The organism is Clostridium aestuarii (assembly GCF_026735135.1).
Classification (GTDB): Bacteria; Bacillota; Clostridia; order Clostridiales; family Clostridiaceae; genus Clostridium_H; species Clostridium_H aestuarii.
The window spans coordinates 612,837-633,207 of the sequence record NZ_JAPQER010000002.1; the positions used below are offsets into that span (position 1 = coordinate 612,837).

Annotated in this window: 21 protein-coding genes; all 21 read right to left on the minus strand. The window is 28.6% G+C overall.

Annotated elements, in window-relative coordinates:
- Positions 1-176: 176 nt before the first annotated feature.
- The 21 genes from OW763_RS07125 to OW763_RS07225 all read right to left on the minus strand — a co-directional run bounded on the left by OW763_RS07125 (position 177) and on the right by OW763_RS07225 (position 20,107).
- Positions 177-2,099, minus strand: coding sequence for a histidine kinase N-terminal 7TM domain-containing diguanylate cyclase (locus OW763_RS07125; RefSeq protein WP_268040397.1), 1,923 nt, complete (start codon positions 2,097-2,099; stop codon positions 177-179).
- A gap of 294 nt (positions 2,100-2,393) precedes the next feature.
- Complete coding sequence (locus OW763_RS07130) at positions 2,394-2,972, minus strand: hypothetical protein (RefSeq protein ID WP_268040398.1); 579 nt, start codon at positions 2,970-2,972, stop codon at positions 2,394-2,396.
- Positions 2,969-3,505: a molybdopterin-binding protein gene (locus OW763_RS07135; protein WP_268040399.1), complete on the minus strand. Its 537-nt coding sequence runs from the start codon at positions 3,503-3,505 to the stop codon at positions 2,969-2,971. The genes OW763_RS07130 and OW763_RS07135 overlap by 4 nt, the downstream gene beginning before the upstream one ends.
- Positions 3,495-3,857: a hypothetical protein gene (locus tag OW763_RS07140; protein ID WP_268040400.1), complete on the minus strand. Its 363-nt coding sequence runs from the start codon at positions 3,855-3,857 to the stop codon at positions 3,495-3,497. The genes OW763_RS07135 and OW763_RS07140 overlap by 11 nt, the downstream gene beginning before the upstream one ends.
- A gap of 14 nt (positions 3,858-3,871) precedes the next feature.
- Positions 3,872-4,894, minus strand: a complete 1,023-nt coding sequence (locus OW763_RS07145) for a hypothetical protein (RefSeq protein ID WP_268040401.1) — start codon at positions 4,892-4,894, stop codon at positions 3,872-3,874.
- 12 nt (positions 4,895-4,906) lie between these two features.
- The gene (locus OW763_RS07150; protein WP_268040647.1) at positions 4,907-5,281 is read right to left on the minus strand and encodes a hypothetical protein; all 375 of its coding nucleotides are present in this window, start codon (positions 5,279-5,281) and stop codon (positions 4,907-4,909) included.
- A 21-nt stretch (positions 5,282-5,302) separates the two neighbouring features.
- On the minus strand, positions 5,303-6,532 hold the full coding sequence (locus OW763_RS07155; protein WP_268040402.1) for a nickel pincer cofactor-dependent isomerase, group 22: 1,230 nt from the start codon (positions 6,530-6,532) through the stop codon (positions 5,303-5,305).
- Between the two features lie 125 nt (positions 6,533-6,657).
- Positions 6,658-7,935 (minus strand): TRAP transporter large permease, encoded by a 1,278-nt coding sequence (locus OW763_RS07160; protein ID WP_268040403.1) that lies wholly within the window; start codon positions 7,933-7,935, stop codon positions 6,658-6,660.
- Between the two features lie 22 nt (positions 7,936-7,957).
- Positions 7,958-8,425, minus strand: coding sequence for a TRAP transporter small permease (locus OW763_RS07165; RefSeq protein ID WP_268040404.1), 468 nt, complete (start codon positions 8,423-8,425; stop codon positions 7,958-7,960).
- A gap of 78 nt (positions 8,426-8,503) precedes the next feature.
- Positions 8,504-9,508, minus strand: coding sequence for a TRAP transporter substrate-binding protein (locus OW763_RS07170; RefSeq protein WP_268040405.1), 1,005 nt, complete (start codon positions 9,506-9,508; stop codon positions 8,504-8,506).
- Between the two features lie 63 nt (positions 9,509-9,571).
- Positions 9,572-10,591 carry a 4-hydroxythreonine-4-phosphate dehydrogenase PdxA gene (gene pdxA, locus OW763_RS07175; protein WP_268040406.1) on the minus strand — a complete coding sequence of 340 codons (1,020 nt, stop codon included), beginning with the start codon at positions 10,589-10,591 and terminating at the stop codon, positions 9,572-9,574.
- On the minus strand, positions 10,578-11,867 hold the full coding sequence (locus OW763_RS07180) for a four-carbon acid sugar kinase family protein (protein ID WP_268040407.1): 1,290 nt from the start codon (positions 11,865-11,867) through the stop codon (positions 10,578-10,580). Before OW763_RS07180 ends, pdxA begins: the two co-directional genes overlap by 14 nt.
- Before the next feature lie 12 nt (positions 11,868-11,879).
- Complete coding sequence (locus OW763_RS07185; protein ID WP_268040408.1) at positions 11,880-12,641, minus strand: DeoR/GlpR family DNA-binding transcription regulator; 762 nt, start codon at positions 12,639-12,641, stop codon at positions 11,880-11,882.
- A 387-nt stretch (positions 12,642-13,028) separates the two neighbouring features.
- The gene (locus tag OW763_RS07190; RefSeq protein WP_268040409.1) at positions 13,029-14,132 is read right to left on the minus strand and encodes a GerAB/ArcD/ProY family transporter; all 1,104 of its coding nucleotides are present in this window, start codon (positions 14,130-14,132) and stop codon (positions 13,029-13,031) included.
- A gap of 304 nt (positions 14,133-14,436) precedes the next feature.
- Entirely contained in the window at positions 14,437-15,006 is a 570-nt protein-coding gene (locus tag OW763_RS07195; protein ID WP_268040410.1) for a GDYXXLXY domain-containing protein, read from the minus strand.
- Positions 14,999-16,072: a DUF2157 domain-containing protein gene (locus tag OW763_RS07200; protein WP_268040411.1), complete on the minus strand. Its 1,074-nt coding sequence runs from the start codon at positions 16,070-16,072 to the stop codon at positions 14,999-15,001. The genes OW763_RS07195 and OW763_RS07200 overlap by 8 nt, the downstream gene beginning before the upstream one ends.
- A 160-nt stretch (positions 16,073-16,232) precedes the next feature.
- Complete coding sequence (locus OW763_RS07205; protein WP_268040412.1) at positions 16,233-16,655, minus strand: PPC domain-containing DNA-binding protein; 423 nt, start codon at positions 16,653-16,655, stop codon at positions 16,233-16,235.
- A 154-nt stretch (positions 16,656-16,809) separates the two neighbouring features.
- Positions 16,810-17,067: a GIY-YIG nuclease family protein gene (locus OW763_RS07210; protein ID WP_268040413.1), complete on the minus strand. Its 258-nt coding sequence runs from the start codon at positions 17,065-17,067 to the stop codon at positions 16,810-16,812.
- 31 nt (positions 17,068-17,098) lie between these two features.
- The gene (locus OW763_RS07215; RefSeq protein WP_268040414.1) at positions 17,099-18,466 is read right to left on the minus strand and encodes an MATE family efflux transporter; all 1,368 of its coding nucleotides are present in this window, start codon (positions 18,464-18,466) and stop codon (positions 17,099-17,101) included.
- Between the two features lie 79 nt (positions 18,467-18,545).
- A complete protein-coding gene (locus OW763_RS07220) occupies positions 18,546-18,980 on the minus strand; it encodes a MarR family winged helix-turn-helix transcriptional regulator (RefSeq protein ID WP_268040415.1) in 435 nt (144 codons plus the stop codon).
- Between the two features lie 173 nt (positions 18,981-19,153).
- Positions 19,154-20,107 carry a DegV family protein gene (locus OW763_RS07225; RefSeq protein ID WP_268040416.1) on the minus strand — a complete coding sequence of 318 codons (954 nt, stop codon included), beginning with the start codon at positions 20,105-20,107 and terminating at the stop codon, positions 19,154-19,156.
- Between the last annotated feature and the right edge of the window lie 264 nt (positions 20,108-20,371).

The window sequence follows — 20,371 nt, forward strand, 5'->3', positions numbered from 1 at the left end:
TAATATTCTTATAAAATAACCCAAAATAACATACATAAACCATTATATTATATATTTTCAAGAAAAGATTAAAAAAAAGTAACAATCAATTACAAATTTAATAATTATTTTATTAAACAAAGGCTCATTTTAGAAAATAAAAAGCATCTGCAGCTTTCTTGCAGATACTTTTATGTTTAAGTCTCATATACTTTTACTCTATTTCTCCCCGCTTGCTTAGCTATGTAAAGAGCTTGATCTGCTCTATCAAACAGCTTATCTACACTGTCCTTGTCAAAATTTAATATTTTAGATACTCCTAAACTTACTGTAACAAGTATTTCACCTTTATGAGTATTTACTGAACTATTCATTATATCTTTTCGTATTGTTTCTGCTATTAGTTTAGCTTTATAAATATCTGTTTCAGTTAAAAACACAGCAAATTCTTCTCCACCATATCTGCAAGCTACCCCAGAATCTTTAAGTGAATCAACAATAGCATTTGCTACAGAGCATAAAACTTTATCTCCTATTGCATGTCCATAATTATCATTTACTTTTTTAAAATGATCAATATCTATCATAATTGCACACATAGAATATTTATATTTTGTACATTGTTCAAATTTCTTTTGAGCAAGCATAAAAAACTGTCGTCGGTTTAAAATATGTGTTAGTGGATCCTTTTCAGCTAAATCTTTTAGATCTTTTTCAGCTTGTTTACGTTCTGTAATATCTCTTATATACGCTAATATAGCAGGACGTCCATCATAATTCATAACTGCCGCATTAACTTCTACATATAATTTTTCACCATTTTTGCAAAGTAAAGCTGATTCATATCTGTTACCAACACTGTCCCCTGATAAACGAGCTTTATAATTTTCTTTAACATTTTCTCTAAATTCTTGTACAATAAACTTATAAAAAGGATTATTAACTATTTCTTGATAGGAATAATTTATCATATCTAATATTTTTTTATTTACATATTTAGCATATCCATCTTGTACAATAGCAATACCATCATTAGCAAGTTCTGATACATTTCTATATTTTTCTTCACTAGCTTGTAAAGCTCTTTCTAATTTTCTGTTTTTAGTAATATCATTAATTACAATTAACCATCCATTATAAATATTTTTCTTATTAAATAAAGGTAAGATTTCTACTTCATAGATACATTCTTCATCATTTTTTCTTTGACAAATTTCTAATTTCTTTTGTTTTAATTCATCTAATTCTTTTAAAATCCCTTTAAAATCATAAAAAATATTATCAATTGGTTGTCCAATAGCCTTATTGATTTTAACATTAAATATATTTTGTGCTAATATATTTATATCTACAATTTTGTTACTAATATCCAGTACAAGTATTCCCGCATTTATTTTTTCAAAGAGAATTTCTCTAGCAATTGGAACTATATTTAAAAGCCTATACCTATATATACTAAAAAATATACATAAATTCAAAATGGTAAAAGTAAATGGAGTAGGATCTCTCATATATTTAGGCGTTAAATCTAAAAAAAACAATATGTAACCACCAGCAGTAATTGTTAAACCACTTATAATAGTTGCAAGCTGTTTACGAAATAATGTGTGCGAACTAATAAAAAACTTAATAAGTAAGATAATAAACAAAATATACATAACATAGCCATAAATAAAATCAATCCACGATGCAATTCCCACATCATAAATAAGTACAGTAAGTGTTCCTTCTGTATAAAGGTATGCATTATCTCTAAATAATCCTGTTAAATTTAGCACTGCTAAACTCCACATAATCACAGGCTCAATTACTAACAAAATCCATATTTTTCTCTTAAGATACAGTTCTTGTTTAGTATATTGTAACGCAAAAGCAAAACAACTACTTCCTAGTGCTCCTCCTAGCATTTGAATATTATCCCAAAATATTTTTTCACTTAAATTTGGTGAAAGAAGCTCAAAAATATACCCTAAAGACCATAATCCCATTATTAAGGACATTACAAATAATGCTGTAGCTCCTGGAACAATTCGTCTTTTAAAAATATATACTGAAATAATTATGGAGAAGATTAAAGTAATCCACAATGGTATTGTATATGACAATGCATTCCAATTCATCACTTTTCCTCCTAAATATTTTACCTTTTATTAAATCATATTTAAAAGCTATTCTTTATTATATCATAAACTTTTTAACAATTTGGTAAAAAAACAGTATATATATTTTATCGGTATTTTTTTGAAAACTTTTATAATTTTTAATGTATGAAGTTATACAATTTTCTTAATTAATTACCAATAATAAAAATAAAGTAAGCAATTACTATTGGAACTAATCGTAACTACTTACTCCATATTTAAAATATTTCTTTTTAAAGTTTTTTGTGTAAATACTACCTCTAACATTAATACTCATTTACTTAAAGTTAATTTTTCTGTCTTATTATTATATAAGGTCAACGCACATCCACTACTTTTTATACCACTTCCATCACATATCATAATAGCTTTATTTATACCCAATGCTACTGCTTTGTCTTTCATCAATTCCAAAACCTTCATACCGCTCATTTCTTCCGATGCCGCTCTTAAAATTTTCTCTGCATGCTCAATGCTTCCTTCTATTATTATCCCAGGACCTCCAGAATATGCCGCAGTACTCAAACCATGTCCAATATTTTCGCTTAATCCTTCAGCAGAAGTAGGATTCATATGAGGGTTTCCAATAACTCCACCTGTGTTTTTTATTATTCCAGGAATTTTAATGGTCAATCCCACTCCATAAATAGTTTCAGCACAAACCTTTTGAAGATGTATCGCTAGAATATAATCAATATAAAACGGATCATCTTTTACTTTTAATTTTATTTTCTTTATTTGTTCAGATAAATTTTTTATATCTTGCTCTGCATATTGCGAACAGATTCCAGTACATAAAAATTTGTATCCCTGTTCTGTAACTTCATTAAATAAAAAACATTTTAACTTCATATTGTTTTTCCATAAACTGGATATTGTTTCAAAACAGCCTCTGCAATTTTTCCAACTAACTCTTCTAGTTCTATTTTATCTCCTACATTTTTCACATAATTCATACATGCTTTTGCAGCCTCTACCGCTTCAACATATGGTCCAGGTACATTTACTATTATACTTTTATCTTTTTTTCCCGCAATTAATTTAGACCATAAATGACCGTTATATCCATATATTTCTTTAAACTTAATTTCATTCAGATATTTAACAAGGGCACTATGAGTATAATCTTTTCCCAAACCCTTAACATAACGATGTCCTCCCCCTGAACCACCAATAAAAATTATTAAATCAATATTGCTACAAATACATTTCTCTAGCTTATTTATTATTTCTTCTTCATTATCTTTGCAAGGCTTTAATCTTGTTATTTCACATTGTGGAAATTCTTCAAGTATTATTCCCATTATAGCAGGACTGTTGGTATCTATAACAATACCATTTAATATTTCGTCCCCAGTTGGTAAAATAGCAGCTTTATTTATCAATGTCAATCCACCTTTCCCTTGCACAACCGTAATTAGTTCCTTTTGGAATATCTTCTATATCTACTTCCAAAGCTTTCTCAGCTGAATCAATCTTGGTAACCTCTGAAGCAGTTATACCCTCTACTATTGAAATGGTTTTTATTATTCCTTCTTCGTTTTTCAAAATTGCTTCGGGTTCAAGCCCATACACGTCCATATCGATAGAATTTCCTGTAACTCCAATAACTCTTAAATGCCTTCCTATAATTTCGGTTAATCTTTTTTCAATCTCAAAAGGTTTGATGCCCTTTATTTTAAGCCCTTTAATTTTTACAACAGTTTTGTCAATATTTGCAATAACATATGTGTCCATTAGATCACCTCTTTTTAGATCTCTACTTCAACCTTTTCAATTAACTCCTCTGCCTTAACTAATATTGGATTATCAACACCTGGTATTATTTTATCAGCTTTTTCTATTATTTCTTCTTCTGTTAGTTTTTCTGATGGTGATTTTAAATATTCTATATTCAATCCTACGCTTGAAAGTTCTACCTCAGCCTTTTTAGTTATATTTTCAAAATCTATCTCAGCACCTAAAGCTTTTGCTACAGCAAGTACTGCTGGAGAACATCCTATATGCCTAGCTGGTACCATACCACATTTAAGTGCTTGTATAATATATTTTGCTAAAACACTTTTTGGAGCTACTATGCATGGAATATTTTTTTTCAATGTTTTTGCATATTCGCCTGAACCATGAGCAGTTTCACCTGCCTTAAATTGTCTTGTTGGAAATACTCTGCCGTATTTTTCCGCAACGGTCATTCCAATGCCAACTGAAATAAATTCTCCTGTATTTCCCATTAAAACAGATTTGTCCTTCATTAGCTGGAGCTGACCAAAAATAGGTAAAAGAATTTCTTCCATAGTAACAGCATTCATCATTTCTGTAGCTGAATTATTATTTACTGCTTTCCCTGTCATTACTACATTATGGACTGGTATTAATTTTTTCTTAGGATCAGGTCCTCTGAATAGTTTTTTACCTTTATAGTATTCAGTCCACTGCTTTAAATGAGGCTCTTCTTTAATAAGTTCTTCACTATAATGCATTTCTTCCATATATAATATTCCAAATTCATTATGAACTTTTCCTACATCTCCCGCTCCCATAGCAATTATAGTACCTTCAAGCATAATGCCATCACTACTTGTAGTAACTGCGTCAAGATCAAAAATATTTATACCAACAGGTCCATTAATTTTTTTTGCAATTTTCCTAATTGCTTCTTCAATAGTTAAATTTGCATCTAATATATCTTTTTTATCTACTAATGCAATATTAAGTGGAACTTGCCCTTTAGGTCCAGCTCCTTGTTTTATCAATCTAAATATAAACTTGCTCATTATTCTCCCCCCTTAGTGTTTACCTAGTGATGGTCTTCTATCATCAATTTCTTCACATCCTTCTAATTCCACTTCTTCAGTAGGATGAAGTATATTTATAACTTCTAAAATAGCTTTTTTAGGTTTACCGTCTTTATCAATTCCCTTTACTACAACAGTATGCATAGTTTCAGGTACTCTTGGCATTACTACTAATTCTACTTTTTTAACATCATTATCATTAGCAATTTCCTCTACTGCTGACTCAATTCTTCCTGTGCGCAACGACTGCATTTTCGCAGTTTTCAAATTTTCAAGACCTTTAATATCTATTTCCTTATCTGCAAAATGTTTAGCTACTGCTCTTTTCATTTTTAGAATAAATTCTGGTAATTTAGTATGCATCATTTTCACAGCTACTCAGCTCCTTTATAATTTTATATTTCCTTGATCATCAAATTTTAAGCTAACATCACTATTTAAAATTTGAATTTTATCTAAATCCTTCAAAACCATTTCTGACACATATAGCTCCTCAAGTTGTAATGTATTATCTATAATTGCTATCTTTGCTTCTTTCGGAATAACTGAACCAATTGTCTCAAAGGCTGTTTCTATGGCTTTTTTGTCATTTATCATTGTAATAGGTATTTTTGCCCTACTTAAAAATGTAGTTGGTATTACATTTGCATACATAGCATCAAAATCAATTTTATCAACTAATTTTTTAGTAGTTATGTCAGCTAATCCAATGCCTAATGCATTTCCATAAGACGAATCTGATAAATTTAATATGACAATTTTTTTTATCACAGGCTTTTTAGGTTCCTCTTCTCCAAAAACCATCATTCTTCCTATTACTTTTGTATCGACCCCGGTACCACTGAACATTTTCCCCATCTCTTTAATAATTAAAATATCATAAAAATCTGATGGTAATTTGGGCACAATATTTTTTACTTCATTTAAAAGTTTTTTTTCTACTTTTTCAAATTCATCAGGAAGAACAGCTTTTAACTTATACGTTTCATCCTTTGAATTTTCTAGTATAGCTATTCCAAATAATATAGGAGCTTTATCCATAGCAATTTTTGCAGCTTTAGGTATCGTTTTCCTAAGTCCATAGGTATGCATAGATGAACAACCTTTAGCCTTACCAAGACCTACTGATATCATTTTTAACAATCCACTTTCAGTATCTCCATTAAAATCTGTGTGTGGTTTTATACGATTTACTACTACAATTCCATCTGAATAATACGCATTTTTATCCATATACACTGGTGCACCATCTTCAGTTTGCTCAAGAAATATAGTTTCCATATCTGAAAAAATTGGATATCCCATACTTTTTTCTGTAATTCCTAACTTTTTTAAAACATTTACTTGACCATTAGCTGAAGCCCCACCATGACTACCCATAGCTGGTATTATAAACGGATGAGCTCCTAAATTTTTTAAATAATCACAAACTATTTTAATAATTTCTGAAATATTAGAAATCCCTCTACTTCCTGCTGTAACAGCAATTTTCATTCCTGGTGTTATTTTTTCTCCTATATTTATTAATCCGCACTCTTTTATTATTTCTTTTTTGATATCCCTAATCTTTGAGTTATCAAAATTTTGTCTCACCTTATACATTTTAGGATACTCCATAATATCACCCCATATATTATTTCTCCACCAACTACAAATTAACCTTTATATGTCATTTATAAAAAATATCTACAAAGCCTTTTACTTTCACAAAGCTTTGTAGATACTCTACTTTATCAAAACTACTATTTAAGAATGCTAGGTAAAAACAAAGAAATTTGAGGGAAATTTGTTATTAGTAATACAATAACAATCTCCGTAATCAAGAAAGCAAGTATTTTTTTACTAATTTGTTCTACTTTTAATCCCGATATTCCACAAGCAACAAATAGATTAACTGCCATAGGAGGGGTTATCATACCTACTGAAGTATTAACAACTATAATTATACCTAGTAATATTGGGCTTATTCCTAAACCCGTCATAAGCGGTAATAATATAGGCGCTACAAGTAATATAATCGCTTGAGTTTCTAAAAAACTTCCTAGGAACAATAACATTATGTTAATAAGTAGCGTAATTACAAAAACATTTGATGTTAATCCCATCATTGCAGTAGTAACCTTTGCTGGAATTTGAGCACTAGTAATTATCCATGAAAAAGAAGCTGATGTAGCAATAACAAATAATACTACAGATGTACTAGTTGCAGCCTTTACTATTATAGGTGATAAATCTTTTACTTTTATTTCCTTATATATAAATACACTTACTATAAAAGCATATACTACAGCTACAGCAGCTGCTTCTGTGGGAGTAAATACACCACCATATATTCCACCCAAAATAATTATTGGCATTAAAAGTGCTAAAATTGCTTCTTTAAAAGCAGCAATAATTTTCTTTATATTTGTAGGTTTTCCTTTTGGCAAATCTAGTTTTTTTGCATAAATAGAAATAACCACCATTAATCCTATAGCTAAAATAATACCTGGTACAATACCTGCTATAAATAAAGTACTTATTGAAACTCCTGCAACAACACCATACGTAATCATAGGAATACTTGGTGGAATTACAACTCCAAGAGTACCTCCTGCAGCTGCAACCGCTGAAGCAAAATCTTTTGGATACCCCGCCTTAACCATAGCTGGAATCATAATACCACCAATAGCTGCAACTGTTGCTGGATTTGATCCTGAAATTGCGCCAAAGAACGCAGAAGCAATAATAGTTATAATAGCAAGGCCTCCTCCAACTGTACCAACGCATGCCTCAGCAAATTTTATTAACCTTTTTGAAATACCCCCATGTTCCATGAGTCCTCCAGCAAGCATAAAAAACGGTATAGCCATAAATGGAAATGAATCAACAGACGTAAACATTCTTTGTGCAACAACTAAGGATGGCGTTGGCATATCACCAAACGTAAGCGCAGTAATAGATGCTAATCCCAACGAAACCCCTATTGGTATATTTAAAATTAATAATATAAATAATGTTCCAAATAATAATAATGTCATATCCCCTAACTCACCCCTTTCGTTATTCTTCTTTACTTGTATTTTGCTTTATTACTATCTGTATTGAGCGAATACACATCATAAAGCTACCCACAGGTACAGATAAATAAGCAACCCAGATAGGTATACCCATAGCTGGAGAAAGTTGTTCTATTTTAATTTGATGCATTATAATTTTATAAGAAAACATAATAACTAAAACATTAAACAATAGTATTATTACTACTCTCAATATTCCTGCAAATTTTTTTAACCTCTCTGGAAAAAGATTCACTATAACTTCAACACCTAAATGAGCACTTCTTTTTACTCCTAAACTAGCACCTATATAAGCCATCCAAGCCATTATATATCGTGCAAGTTCTTCTGACCAAGGCATTGATACAAGGTTTAAATATCTTGATACAGTTGCTGCAAAAACTATTAATGTCATAAGTGGAAATAATATTATAAGTATATACTCTTCAATCCTATCAAAAAATCTTACCAATCCTTGCCACCCCCTAATTCAAGTTAAATTCTTATACAACGACGACTCTTATTTTATAAGAGTCGTCAAGTATTTGCTTTATTTTACCAATGCATTAATAACATCTTCACCAATTTCATCTTTAAATTTATCATAAACAGATTTTGTAGCTTCTTGAAGCGCTTTCTTATCAGGTTTTGTAATCTTCATTCCTTTTTCTTCTAATTTAGTAACTAATTCTTTTTCTAACTCCTGACAATAATTTCTTTGCCACTTTCGTGCCTCAACTTCAGCCTCTGATACAACTTTTTGTAATTCTGGTGATAAGCCATCAAAGAAAGATTTACTTATTAAGAAAGCAGCCGGTGAATAAAAATGTCCTGTTAAAGCTAAATTCTCTTGAACTTCATTAAATTTACTAGTATCTATTATAACTAACGGATTTTCTTGTCCATCAACAGTTTTTTGTTGCATAGCTGTAAATAACTCACCGAAAGGCATTGGAACGGGCTGTGCTCCTAATACTTTAAAAGTTTCAACATGAACTGGGTTTTCCATTAATCTTATCTTTAATCCTGCAATATCTTTTGGTGTATTGATTCGTCTTTTACTATTTGTAAGCATTCTAAATCCATTTTCCCAGAATCCTAAACCTTTTATACCTTTGCTATCAAGTGAACCAAGCATATTTTTACCCATTTCACCATCCATTGCAGCGAAAGCTTTCTCTCTATCTTGAATTATAAATGGTAAATCAAACACCATGAATTTTTTAGAAAAGTTTGCCAATGGAGCTGTAGATGTCAATGTAGCTTCTAATGTTCCTAGTGATATACCTTCAATAGCATCTCTTTCACTTCCAAGTTGAGCACTATGAAACAATTCAACTTTTAGTTGACCACCTGATTTTTCTTCTAATAACTCTCCAAATTTTATTAACCCTTTATTATAATGCGAATCAGGAGCAAGTGTATGTGCTATACGCATAGTTTTTACTTCTTGTTTTTTATTATCTTCTGAATTTGTACTTGATTTTTCACTACCACATCCTATTAAAGAAACCATAAGAGCTAAAACCATAATATAACTAAATACCTTTTTCATTAACAACCCTCCATATTTTCATAAAATTTTGACTATTCTCTAGATAGCAAATACTATATAATATTACTCCTCCTTTCTTTTCGAAATATACGCTGGTGAATAAATTGCTGCTAATTTTATTGCTTCTTCCATACTTACTGAGCTTGCTATATTTTTACCTGCTATATCAAAAGCTGTACCATGATCAACTGATGTTCTCATAAACGGCAACCCAATTGTTACAGAAATAGTTCTTTCGAAATCCACCATTTTTGTAGCTATATGTCCTTGATCATGATATAGTGATAAAACACCATCAAATAAACCATTTAATGCAATATGAAAAACGGAATCAGCTGCAATAGGTCCTACTATATCTATTCCTTCAGCACGTGCCTTTTTAATTGCAGGCTCTATTTGTTCACCTTCTTCATTTCCAAATAATCCATGCTCACCACTGTGAGGATTCAATCCTGCAACAGCCATCTTAGGATTGGTAATACCTAAGTCTTCAAGTGCACGACTGCTTCTTTGAATATATTCTAAAATTCTATTCTCTTTTATCATTTCAACTGCTTTCTTTAAACTAACATGTCTAGTTAAAAAGAACACTCGTAAATCATACACTTGAAACATAGTAAGAGGATCATAACTATCTGTAAGTCCTGCTAATATTTCCGTATGACCAATATAATTTATATTAGCAGCTTTTAGTGCTTCTTTATTAATAGGAGTTGTAGCTATCCCTACAATTTGTTCGTTTTTACATAATTTAACTGATTTTTCTATAAATTCAAAAGCTGCTTTCCCTGCCTCTGCCTGTATTTTTCCAAATTCAACATTGCTTATATCTACATTTTTTAAATCAATTAAATCTATATATCCCAATTCATATTTTCCATTTTTAGTATCATTAACTACATTTATTTGCAGTTTTTCTCCTGTTACTTCTATTACTCGTTGTACTGAATTATATTCTCCAATTACAATTGGTTTACATATATCATATATTTCCTTTTTAGCTAATGCTTTTACTAAGATTTCAGGTCCTATGCCTGCAACATCTCCTAACGGTATTCCAATTATTGGTCTATCCACACACATCTCCTCCTTTAGATTTTTCTTCTATATAAGTAACAATATCGTCTAATGTACTTTTCTCCCCTACAAGCCCTCCTTTCGTAACTACCTTTATTCCATCAAATTTTCCTTGAATCAAACTTCCATATACTGCAAGTGGAATAATTTCATCAACTATCTCTATTGCCTTCGCATTTATGCTCTCTATAAAACCTAAAGCAGTATCTCCTCCACTGAGATAAACAGTTTTTATATCTGGTTGTGTTTCTAAAACTCTGGTTGCAACTTTATTTATATTACTGGATAATATCGATGACAACTGGTTTAAAGTTGTATTCTTAATTTCTGCTGATTCTTTTAAGTTCAATATATTTTCTTTTTTCAATGTAGTTGTAAGGCATATATATTTATAATTATCACAATTTGATAGTATATATTTACAGGCTTTCTCTGCTTCATCTTCAAAATTATCTAATAAATTATCAATATCAAAACAATATATAAGCACTTCTCTTTTATTGAATAGGTATTCCATTTGATTTAGTGTTAACTCAGAAGCACTTCCTATTACCATTAATATTTTATTTGTCTTCTGTTTTTTTCTTATCATAATATTTGAGGCTATATGTTGAGTAAAGGGACCTGGATCTACACAAATAAATTTTATTTGAGATTTGATACATGCCTTAGAAATAACATCTATATCTTCCTCGGAAATAGCATCTATCACAATGATATCCTCTTTGATTTCTTGTAATTGTTTACATAGATATTCTCCTCCTTTAAACACATCTTCTATTGGAATATAACCAACTTCTCTGTTTGTCTGCATTTTTACTATTTCCAAGATATTTGATGATGTAATAGGGGTTTTAGGGTCTTTTGCTACACCCGTTTTATGAAGTGGAACACCATTTACCAACAAATATCCGCCTACAGCAATTCTTCCTGATGCTGGATAAACGGGCACTATTATAGCTTTATGTTCTTCACTAAGTCCATCTAGTACCCCATCTATCTCACTTCCTATATTTCCTCTTAAAGTACTATCTATTCTCTTACTAATAATTTTAGCTTTATCACTAAAGCTTTCAGTTATTTTTTTAAAAAGCTTATATGCATCTTCTGAATTTGAAGCCCTAGTATCAGTATTAATACATAAAACTTCAGAATCTCCATCATAATCATCAACATTATCATAGCTTAAAAAAGATGTTGCCTTAAAACCATTTTTTTTTAATAATACTCCTGTTGCATTAGCCCCTGTAAAATCATCAGCAATAATCAGAATTTTATCCACGTAATCCCACCTTTATACAATAATAAGTTTAGGTATTATTTTTTCAATTTCTTGTCTCATTTCATAAGTTATTTTATTATCCGTTATTAAAATATCTATATCTTCTAATTTACAAATTTTAGCTAAAGATCGCTTATTAAATTTACTGCTATCTGCTAACATAACCACTTTATTAGCACTATCCATCATCTTTTTCTTTAAAAATGCTTTTTCAAAGGTTGGTGTTGATATAACAAACTCATCATCAATTGTAGAAACACCAATAAAGGCATAATCTACGTTTATACTCTCAATAAATTTTTCAGCATAATTTCCAAACATCGCTCCTAAATTAGGTTGTACAAATCCTCCTGCACAAAAAAGTTTAACATCCGGATAATTATACACAATACTTGCTATCTTTATATCATTAGTTATTACAGTTATATCTTTGTTAGAATTTAAATTTTTAGCTATTTCTAAACAAGTTGTCCCTGCATCTATTATTATTGATTGTTTCTCTAAAATCAGTTCTACAGCTGCTTTCCCGATTTTTTCTTTTTCTTCTTTGTTTATGCTTTCTTTTGATAAATAAGGAATCTCATAATTTTGAACTGGATTGCATATTGCTCCTCCATGAGTACGAACAATCAATCCTTTTTCCTGCAAATATGCAAGATCTCTTCTTATTGTCATAGCAGATACATCTAATTTTTTTGATAACTGTTCAACCTCTGCCTTTCCATGTTTTTGTAAATATTCAATTATGTTCTTCCTTCTTTCTTCAAGCAACATACTAAAGTCTCCTTTTTAATAGTTTTCATTTTAAATACCATTAAGTGTTTAAAATAAACATTTGATAGTATTTGAAACTTATAAAAGCTCATTAAAAGTTTATTTATGTTTATTATAAACAAACTTTGTGAATTTCGCAAGACTATTCTTGCATTTTTCTAAAAATTTCGATTTTTTTCACTGTTTTTTTCAACAAGTAACGTTTTAATATTGTTATTAACACACAAAAGTTGTATGAAAATAAAAAAATACAATATACTGTGCAATTTTCAAATTACAAATCAGTATATTGTATTTAAAATTTATTCTTAGATAGCCCCTTTTTTAATTATATTAATAATTTTCAACAAAAGTTATACTTTCACTTTCTGTCAAGATTAAGTTTTCCTATAGCTTTCTTGGCTTATAGAATATCTTTCTAATATAGTGTAATATAAATGTTAACAATGGAATAACTATTTGAAAGATTGTATGTACATACTTAACGACAAATTCTAAGCCTATTTCTATATGCTGTAAATAACTTTCTGCTATAACTAGGGATAGAATAAAAATTATCATTCCAAATATTAATGAAAAAACTTTTATATTTTTTATTTTAGTTATTTGTACTGTTCCCAAAACTGCAGCATACATTAATATAGTAATTTTAAAAAAGCCTCCTATAATTAAAATAATTACAAATATTATATCTAACCTAGTTAAAAACTCAAAAACACTTATTCGTTGAACAACCTGAAAAAAAGGACAAATACTTATTACTGTAAGATCAACTCCTAATCCACATATAAATAATATATTTACAAAGGACAGTATTATACCTTCAAATATAATAGAACCCACAGCTACCTTCTTTATTTTTGTTTGTTCATTTATATAAGGATAAAACATCGTAAACACAATTGTTTCACCATATGGAAAAAATATAAGAGGCCACCCATTTTTTATTACTTCTATAATCCCATCTTGCAAAATAGGTTTAAGATTACTAATTCTAAATACATCTTCTGATAATATTAATAATACCCCAACTAATAAGGGTAAAGAAATTATAGCAATAAAAAACGCTTGTGAAACACTGGCTATGGTCTCCACACCTCTGCTTACACCATATATTGTTACTACCATGAAAGTTGCCCCTATAACCCACATAGGTGTATATTTAAAGCCAGTAATATTTATCAATTCCAAAAAATCTCTTACCACTCTTGAACCTATATATGTAAAATATAATATATATAATATTCCAAACACATTACCTAAAAATTTTCCATATATTTTGGGTAAATATGTAATCAACGTATCTTCTTTATAGCTATTATACAATGATATATATAGTAATTGGAGAATAATTCCACTTAATGAATAAATAATCATAGCTATCCATGCATCTTGTTTATTTTCAGGAGCTAGAAAAAATAGTACTGCACTACCATAAGGTAGTAAAACCATCATTATAAAAAATTGATATGTACTTATTTTCGGTTTCATATAACTCCATCCTTGTAGATAAAATATTTTTCATAAGTAATTAAATACTATATATTCAAACTATATATTCTCTCTTTAAAGTATTATTTATACATAGAAGTATAATATAAGCTACTATAAATACTATATTATTAACTACACTATATTACTTAATATTAATAACTCAAAATATATACTAATAATTCAATATCTAAAATTCACATCACAAATTTTCATAATTATACTAAAGGAACATCCTCGCCATCATTGGCATGGATGCTCCTTTTAAATCAACTATTAACTTTTATTTTTTAAGGAAATTTTCTCAATCAACAATCTCTTTTAAATAAGAATAACCTTTATACACCTTTATCTTTGCAAAAACTTCTCCCTTTCTAGCTTTTTCTTCTAATTCTTCTCCTGTATTCTCAGGTACAAAATATTTATCTAATGTATACTTAACCCTTATTCCATCTAATTTATCTTTCTTGTTATTATGCCAAAGAGAATATTCATATTTACCCTTAAGAAATACTCCTTCTTTAGGTTTTTTTAATGTTACTTTATCTACCTCATAACTTTTCACATTCTTTTTTAAAGATACATACAGTTTATTTTCTTTTAAAGCTTCAAAAGGATAATATTCATTTTCACCTTTTAGTTTTAATATTTCTTTATCTAACTTTTCTGAATCTATATCATTTATCTCATAATTAAGTTGTACATAATCACCTCTGAATAAATCTCTTGGATCAAGAGGTTTTATTTTAATAAGTATTTCTTCTCCTAGCATATTTGTCATTATTGGTCGTACTGTCATAGAAGTTAAAATAAAAAACAATATAAAAAATGATGCTAAATATTTAAAGCCTCTTCTCTGAATTAATTTATTCATCTAGTTCACCTCCAAGGCTTTTCCTAAGTTTTTCAAAGTAATAACCAAATCCTAGGAGGATAAGTCCCCCAACAACAAAGAACAATGATTTTGGCATAAAATTATATAAAGTATCAAAATAATATCTTAAAATCAAAATACAGATAAATACTAAGGGTATTAAAAGTCCTTTTCTAACTAAGCTCAATAAATATATCAAAAGTAGTATACCAAACACAACTGCTATTACACTTCCACTGTTTATAAACGGTAGTTCTTGCCAAACATATTTATAAGTTAAAACCACTCCATTTATTCCTATTAAAATAAGTCCTTGGAGCTTAAATATACTTAAATTTAAATTGTGCTTTATATAATACATTCCTAATCCTATTAACAAAAATATAATAACTCTATAGCTATTATTTAAATTCATATAATCCAATAAATACAATATAAAATTCAAAGTTGCGGCATTATTAAGGAATGTTATAAACTTATCATGATTAAAATATTTATTACCAATATAGAAAATACTAATAAGTATCAAAGGATAGATTATTATATTTTCTCTAAAATTTCCGTTTATATATATAATTAATAATACATGTGAAAACATAAATAGTATTTTTTCCTTCATTATCAGCGAAATTGCTAATATTCCTACTGCCCATAGCAAAAAAGCTGTTGTAAATTCTCCACCATAGTTAAATATTTGTCCTATCAAAAATATTCCTGAACCATATATTAATGCACTCAAATATAATAAAGCTTTTGATGTCTTTTCATAACTACTCTCCAGTTTAAACGATGTAAACATAGATATTCCTAAAACAGATATAATAATAATAATTTTTGATATTTTACTGATATAATCCCAGTTACTAGCTACAAAACTTAAAATCCCAAGCCCTATTAAAATTGCTCCTATAGTAACAAGTATTCTTATAAAATTTACACTTGATACCTCTTCATAAGAATTGACAATTCTATTAAACTGTTCTTCAGTAATTATCTCTTTTTCTCTTTGATACATTAGCTCCTTTAAAATAAATTTATAATTTGATTTACTTAATGGTCTCTTCATTTGTTTTTATCCTCCAATTTCTAAAATTTCATAGCTTTATGAACCTTTAGAAAATATATTATAAAAAATATATTCCTTAATATAAATATTATATCACAGCTAAAATGTCTATTTATATAAACATAAAAATCTAATTATTACATTAGATGGCTTAATAAAACTACAAGTCCATTACATTTATATTTAAACTCTCTTCATATATCCTTTCAATATCTTCATGGATAACATTAATCACCAATTCACATGTAGGCATTATTATAGCTGATTCTAGATGTCCCCCAAAGCATCTGAATTCTTTATCGGCTAATGTTACATGAATATGAATATATGGTTTATTATCTTTTGTAGTAATATTCCCTTCTAAATTTGTCATCTCAAAATTTTTATCAAATTTTCTTATTTTATATCCTTTTATACTTGGTCTATAAACTGCAAGAACAACTTTTTGCACAGCACCAATTCCACTAACACTAGCAGCTTTAATATTATTTATTCTGGAAAACAGCTTCAAGCTTTCAACTATTTCTTCTCCAGCTTCCAACCTTAAAACAAAAGTATTTTCATCAAATTTTTTAAATTTCATTTATACCTCCATAAAAAATTTATATTTACACTTACTATCTTATGTACGAAGTAAAACAGAAATTATAAGTTTTAACCTATAATTTCTGTTTTACTCTTTATTATATGTAAACATAAATGTAATGTTAAATTATTAATTTAACATTTGGATTTACTCAATTGGAAGATAACTTTTTTTCAGTAAACAACTTTATTTTATCCTTTCTGGACATTTTTTTTATTTTATATTCTCTTTTCATAGCCTCTTGTTTTGTTTCAAATTCTTCAAAATATTTTAATACTACTGGACGTCTAGCTCTAGTATATTTTGCACCTTTACCTTCATTATGCTGATTTATTCTTCTTTGAATATTTGTTGTCCACCCTGTATAAAGTGTTCCATCATTACACTCTACAATATAAATATATGCCATATTCAACAATCCTTTGTTTCTATTTTTTAATTTAACATACTTCTAGTTCTGTATTATCCAAATTGCCTATATCCAGTTTCTTAACTTCTTTCCTAAAAAGAATCATTGTTATAAAAAATGAAATAACATCTGATACTGGAGAAGCAACCCATACGCCAATTAGCCCTAAATATTTAGGTAAAATTATTAATAACGGTATTAAAATAACTACTTGTCTCAACATTGAAAGTATTATAGAAATCTTAGCTTTTCCTATAGCCTGAAAATAATTAGAACCTATTATTTGGTATCCTATAATTGGAAGCATACACAAAAAAATTCTTAATCCTACAGAACCTATTTGCATTAGTTTAGGCTCTGAATTAAACACTCCAATTATGTGCTCTGGGAATAATTGAATTATTATATTTGATACAACACCAAGAGCAACTGCACCAGTAACAGCTAATTTTAAAGTCTTTTTAACTCTGAAATACAATTTAGCACCATAATTATAACCTATAATAGGTTGAGCTGCTTGTGTTATAGATATTATGGACATTATTATGAGCATGGAAATACTATTTATAACTCCCATAGCCCCAATAGCAGAATCTCCACTGTATATGATTAACTGTTTGTTTAATAAAACATTCACAGCTCCACCAGCTACTTGAACTGCAAAAGGAGCCATACCTATTGCGATAATTCCTTTAACAATTTGAATATTTAATTTTAAGTTTTCTTTCTTAAGTTTTAATATACTTCTATTACTTCTAAAATGTACAATAACCCATATTGTGTTAACTGTTTGAGAAATAACTGTAGCTATGGCTGCTCCTTTTATTCCCATTCCAAAAACAAATATAAATATTGGATCTAAAATTATATTTAATACAGCACCAATTATCATAGTTGACATAGCAATATTAGCATTGCCTTCAGAACGAATAGAGTTGTTTAATCCAAATCCTAAATTTTGAACTATAGTTCCAAATAAAATAATCGATAAATATTCTTCTGCAAACTTAAGAGTATTTTTACTTGCACCAAAAGCTTTTAATAATGGAGTTTTTATTATAAAACACAATATACTTACTGCAATTGACGCAATAATAAGCAATACAAATGTATTTCCTAACACTTTTTCTGCTTTATTCTGGTCTTTTTTCCCTAAATTAAGAGATTCCAACACTCCTCCGCCAATACCCATAAGCATGCCAAATCCAGAAGTAATTATCATAATAGGAAATGCAATGCTTAATCCAGCTAAAGCTAAATCTCCTACTCCTCTTCCTATATATACTCTATCCACAATATTATATAAAGCATTTACCACATTACCAATAATAGCTGGTATAAAAAATCTCAATAATAGCCTTGCTACATTCTCTTCTCTCAATCTTACTGTTTTATCCATACCCCTACTCTCCTTTTTATATAAATATTTAGCTATCTAAACATTTATATATAACTATTCCTCTATGATTTTATTTATATTATTTCTGAAAACTTTCTTGCATTCTTACAAGAAAAGATATTAATAAATACTTCTCTTCTTGTGAAAACCCCTCAACTAGTTGTTCCTCCATTTTAAATATTATTTCCCATGTCTCTTTCTCAATTTTTTTCCCTTTTGAGGTTAAGAAAATCAAATTATTTCTAGCATCTCTCTCATCTTCTCTTCTCTCTACTAAGCCTTTTCCCACTAAAATATTAATAAGCTTAGTTAAAGAAGATGGTTTAATATTAATTTGCTGTAATATTTGTTTTTGAGTGATTCCATCTTTATTCCATAAACATCTCATTACTTTTATCTGAGAACAAGTTATATTATATTGTTCTAATTTTTTATCATATTTAAACCGAAAATCATGTGCTATCTGATGTATTAAATATCCTGGAAGTTTATTTTTATCTAAACGTGATTTCACTATTAACACCTCAAACTCATAAATTATTTAGCTATCTAATTATTTAGCTAACGAAATTCATCATACACCTTACAATTATTAATTTCAAGTTTTTTATTTTATACGTAGAAAATTTGCTAATTGAGAAAATTGCATGTATCTATGTAATCTAGAACTCATGCAATTTTCTCAATCTATTTATTGTGTTTAATTCTTTCTAATAATTCATTTTTCTTTTCAATAATTTCATGCATTTCATTTATTAATAAATTGTCTTTCTTATGCCCTTTTTCAATAAAATACATGGAAATAGCACCTAATCCAACATGTGTTCCTACTGCTACACCCATTTGCATAATAAATATATCACCTATAAAATCTGTCTCTTTAATAATTTTATGTTTTAGATTTTCAGCAACCTTTATATCTGAAGTATAACCAATTATAATAAAATCTGTAATATTCCAATCATTCCTATTAATAAATTCATTAACGTAATGTTTAAATACTTTTTTTAGCCCTCTCTCTTTGGCAACAATTGCTCCTTTTCCTTTTTTCATAGTCATTATAGGCTTAAGTTTTAGAATTTTACCTACAAATGCACTGGCATTTGTTAATCTACCACTTTTCACTAAATGGTCTAAATCATCTACAGAGAGAAAATGTTTCACATTTGTTTTATATGTCTCATTAAACTCTATTAGTTCTTTAAAACTAACCCTTTGTTCTATTAATCTTGCACTTTTTAGAACTAACCATCCACTGCCATGACTCATGCACTTTGAATCTAAAATGTGAACTTTGATAATTGATTTGGGGTCTTCTTCCAAAAAATATTCTTTAGCAATCGTAGCAGATTGATAAGCACCACTTGTGCCACTAGACATACAGATACATAATATTTCTGTGTAACCGTCTTCAACCGCCTTCTTTATTATATTTAAATATTCAGTAGGACTTGGCATTGCAGTAGTTGGATATTCATCTAAGTCCTCCATAATATTGTAAAATTCATCTGGTTTAATATCTATTCTATCCCTATATGCTTTTCCTGCTATATTAATAGTTAACGGCGCTAAACTAATATCATACTTTTCAATAATCATCTGAGACAAATCACATGTTGAATCCGCTATAATTTTTATCATATATGTCCTCCAATAATTTAAACTTTGCAAAAACAAAATTATACTTTACTGTCAATTCTTATCTTGAATAAATTTTAATTTTAAAAATTTATCATTTATAGTGCTGTTAGATAACATATTACCACAATTTTAAGAAATATTAAAAAACTAATATTGCCATTTCTTTTAAAATTAGTATTTCTCATTTTTAAATCAATTATCTATCTACTTAAAATATTTAACTCCTATTTTTATTAATAATTATATTTATAATTATCGTCGATA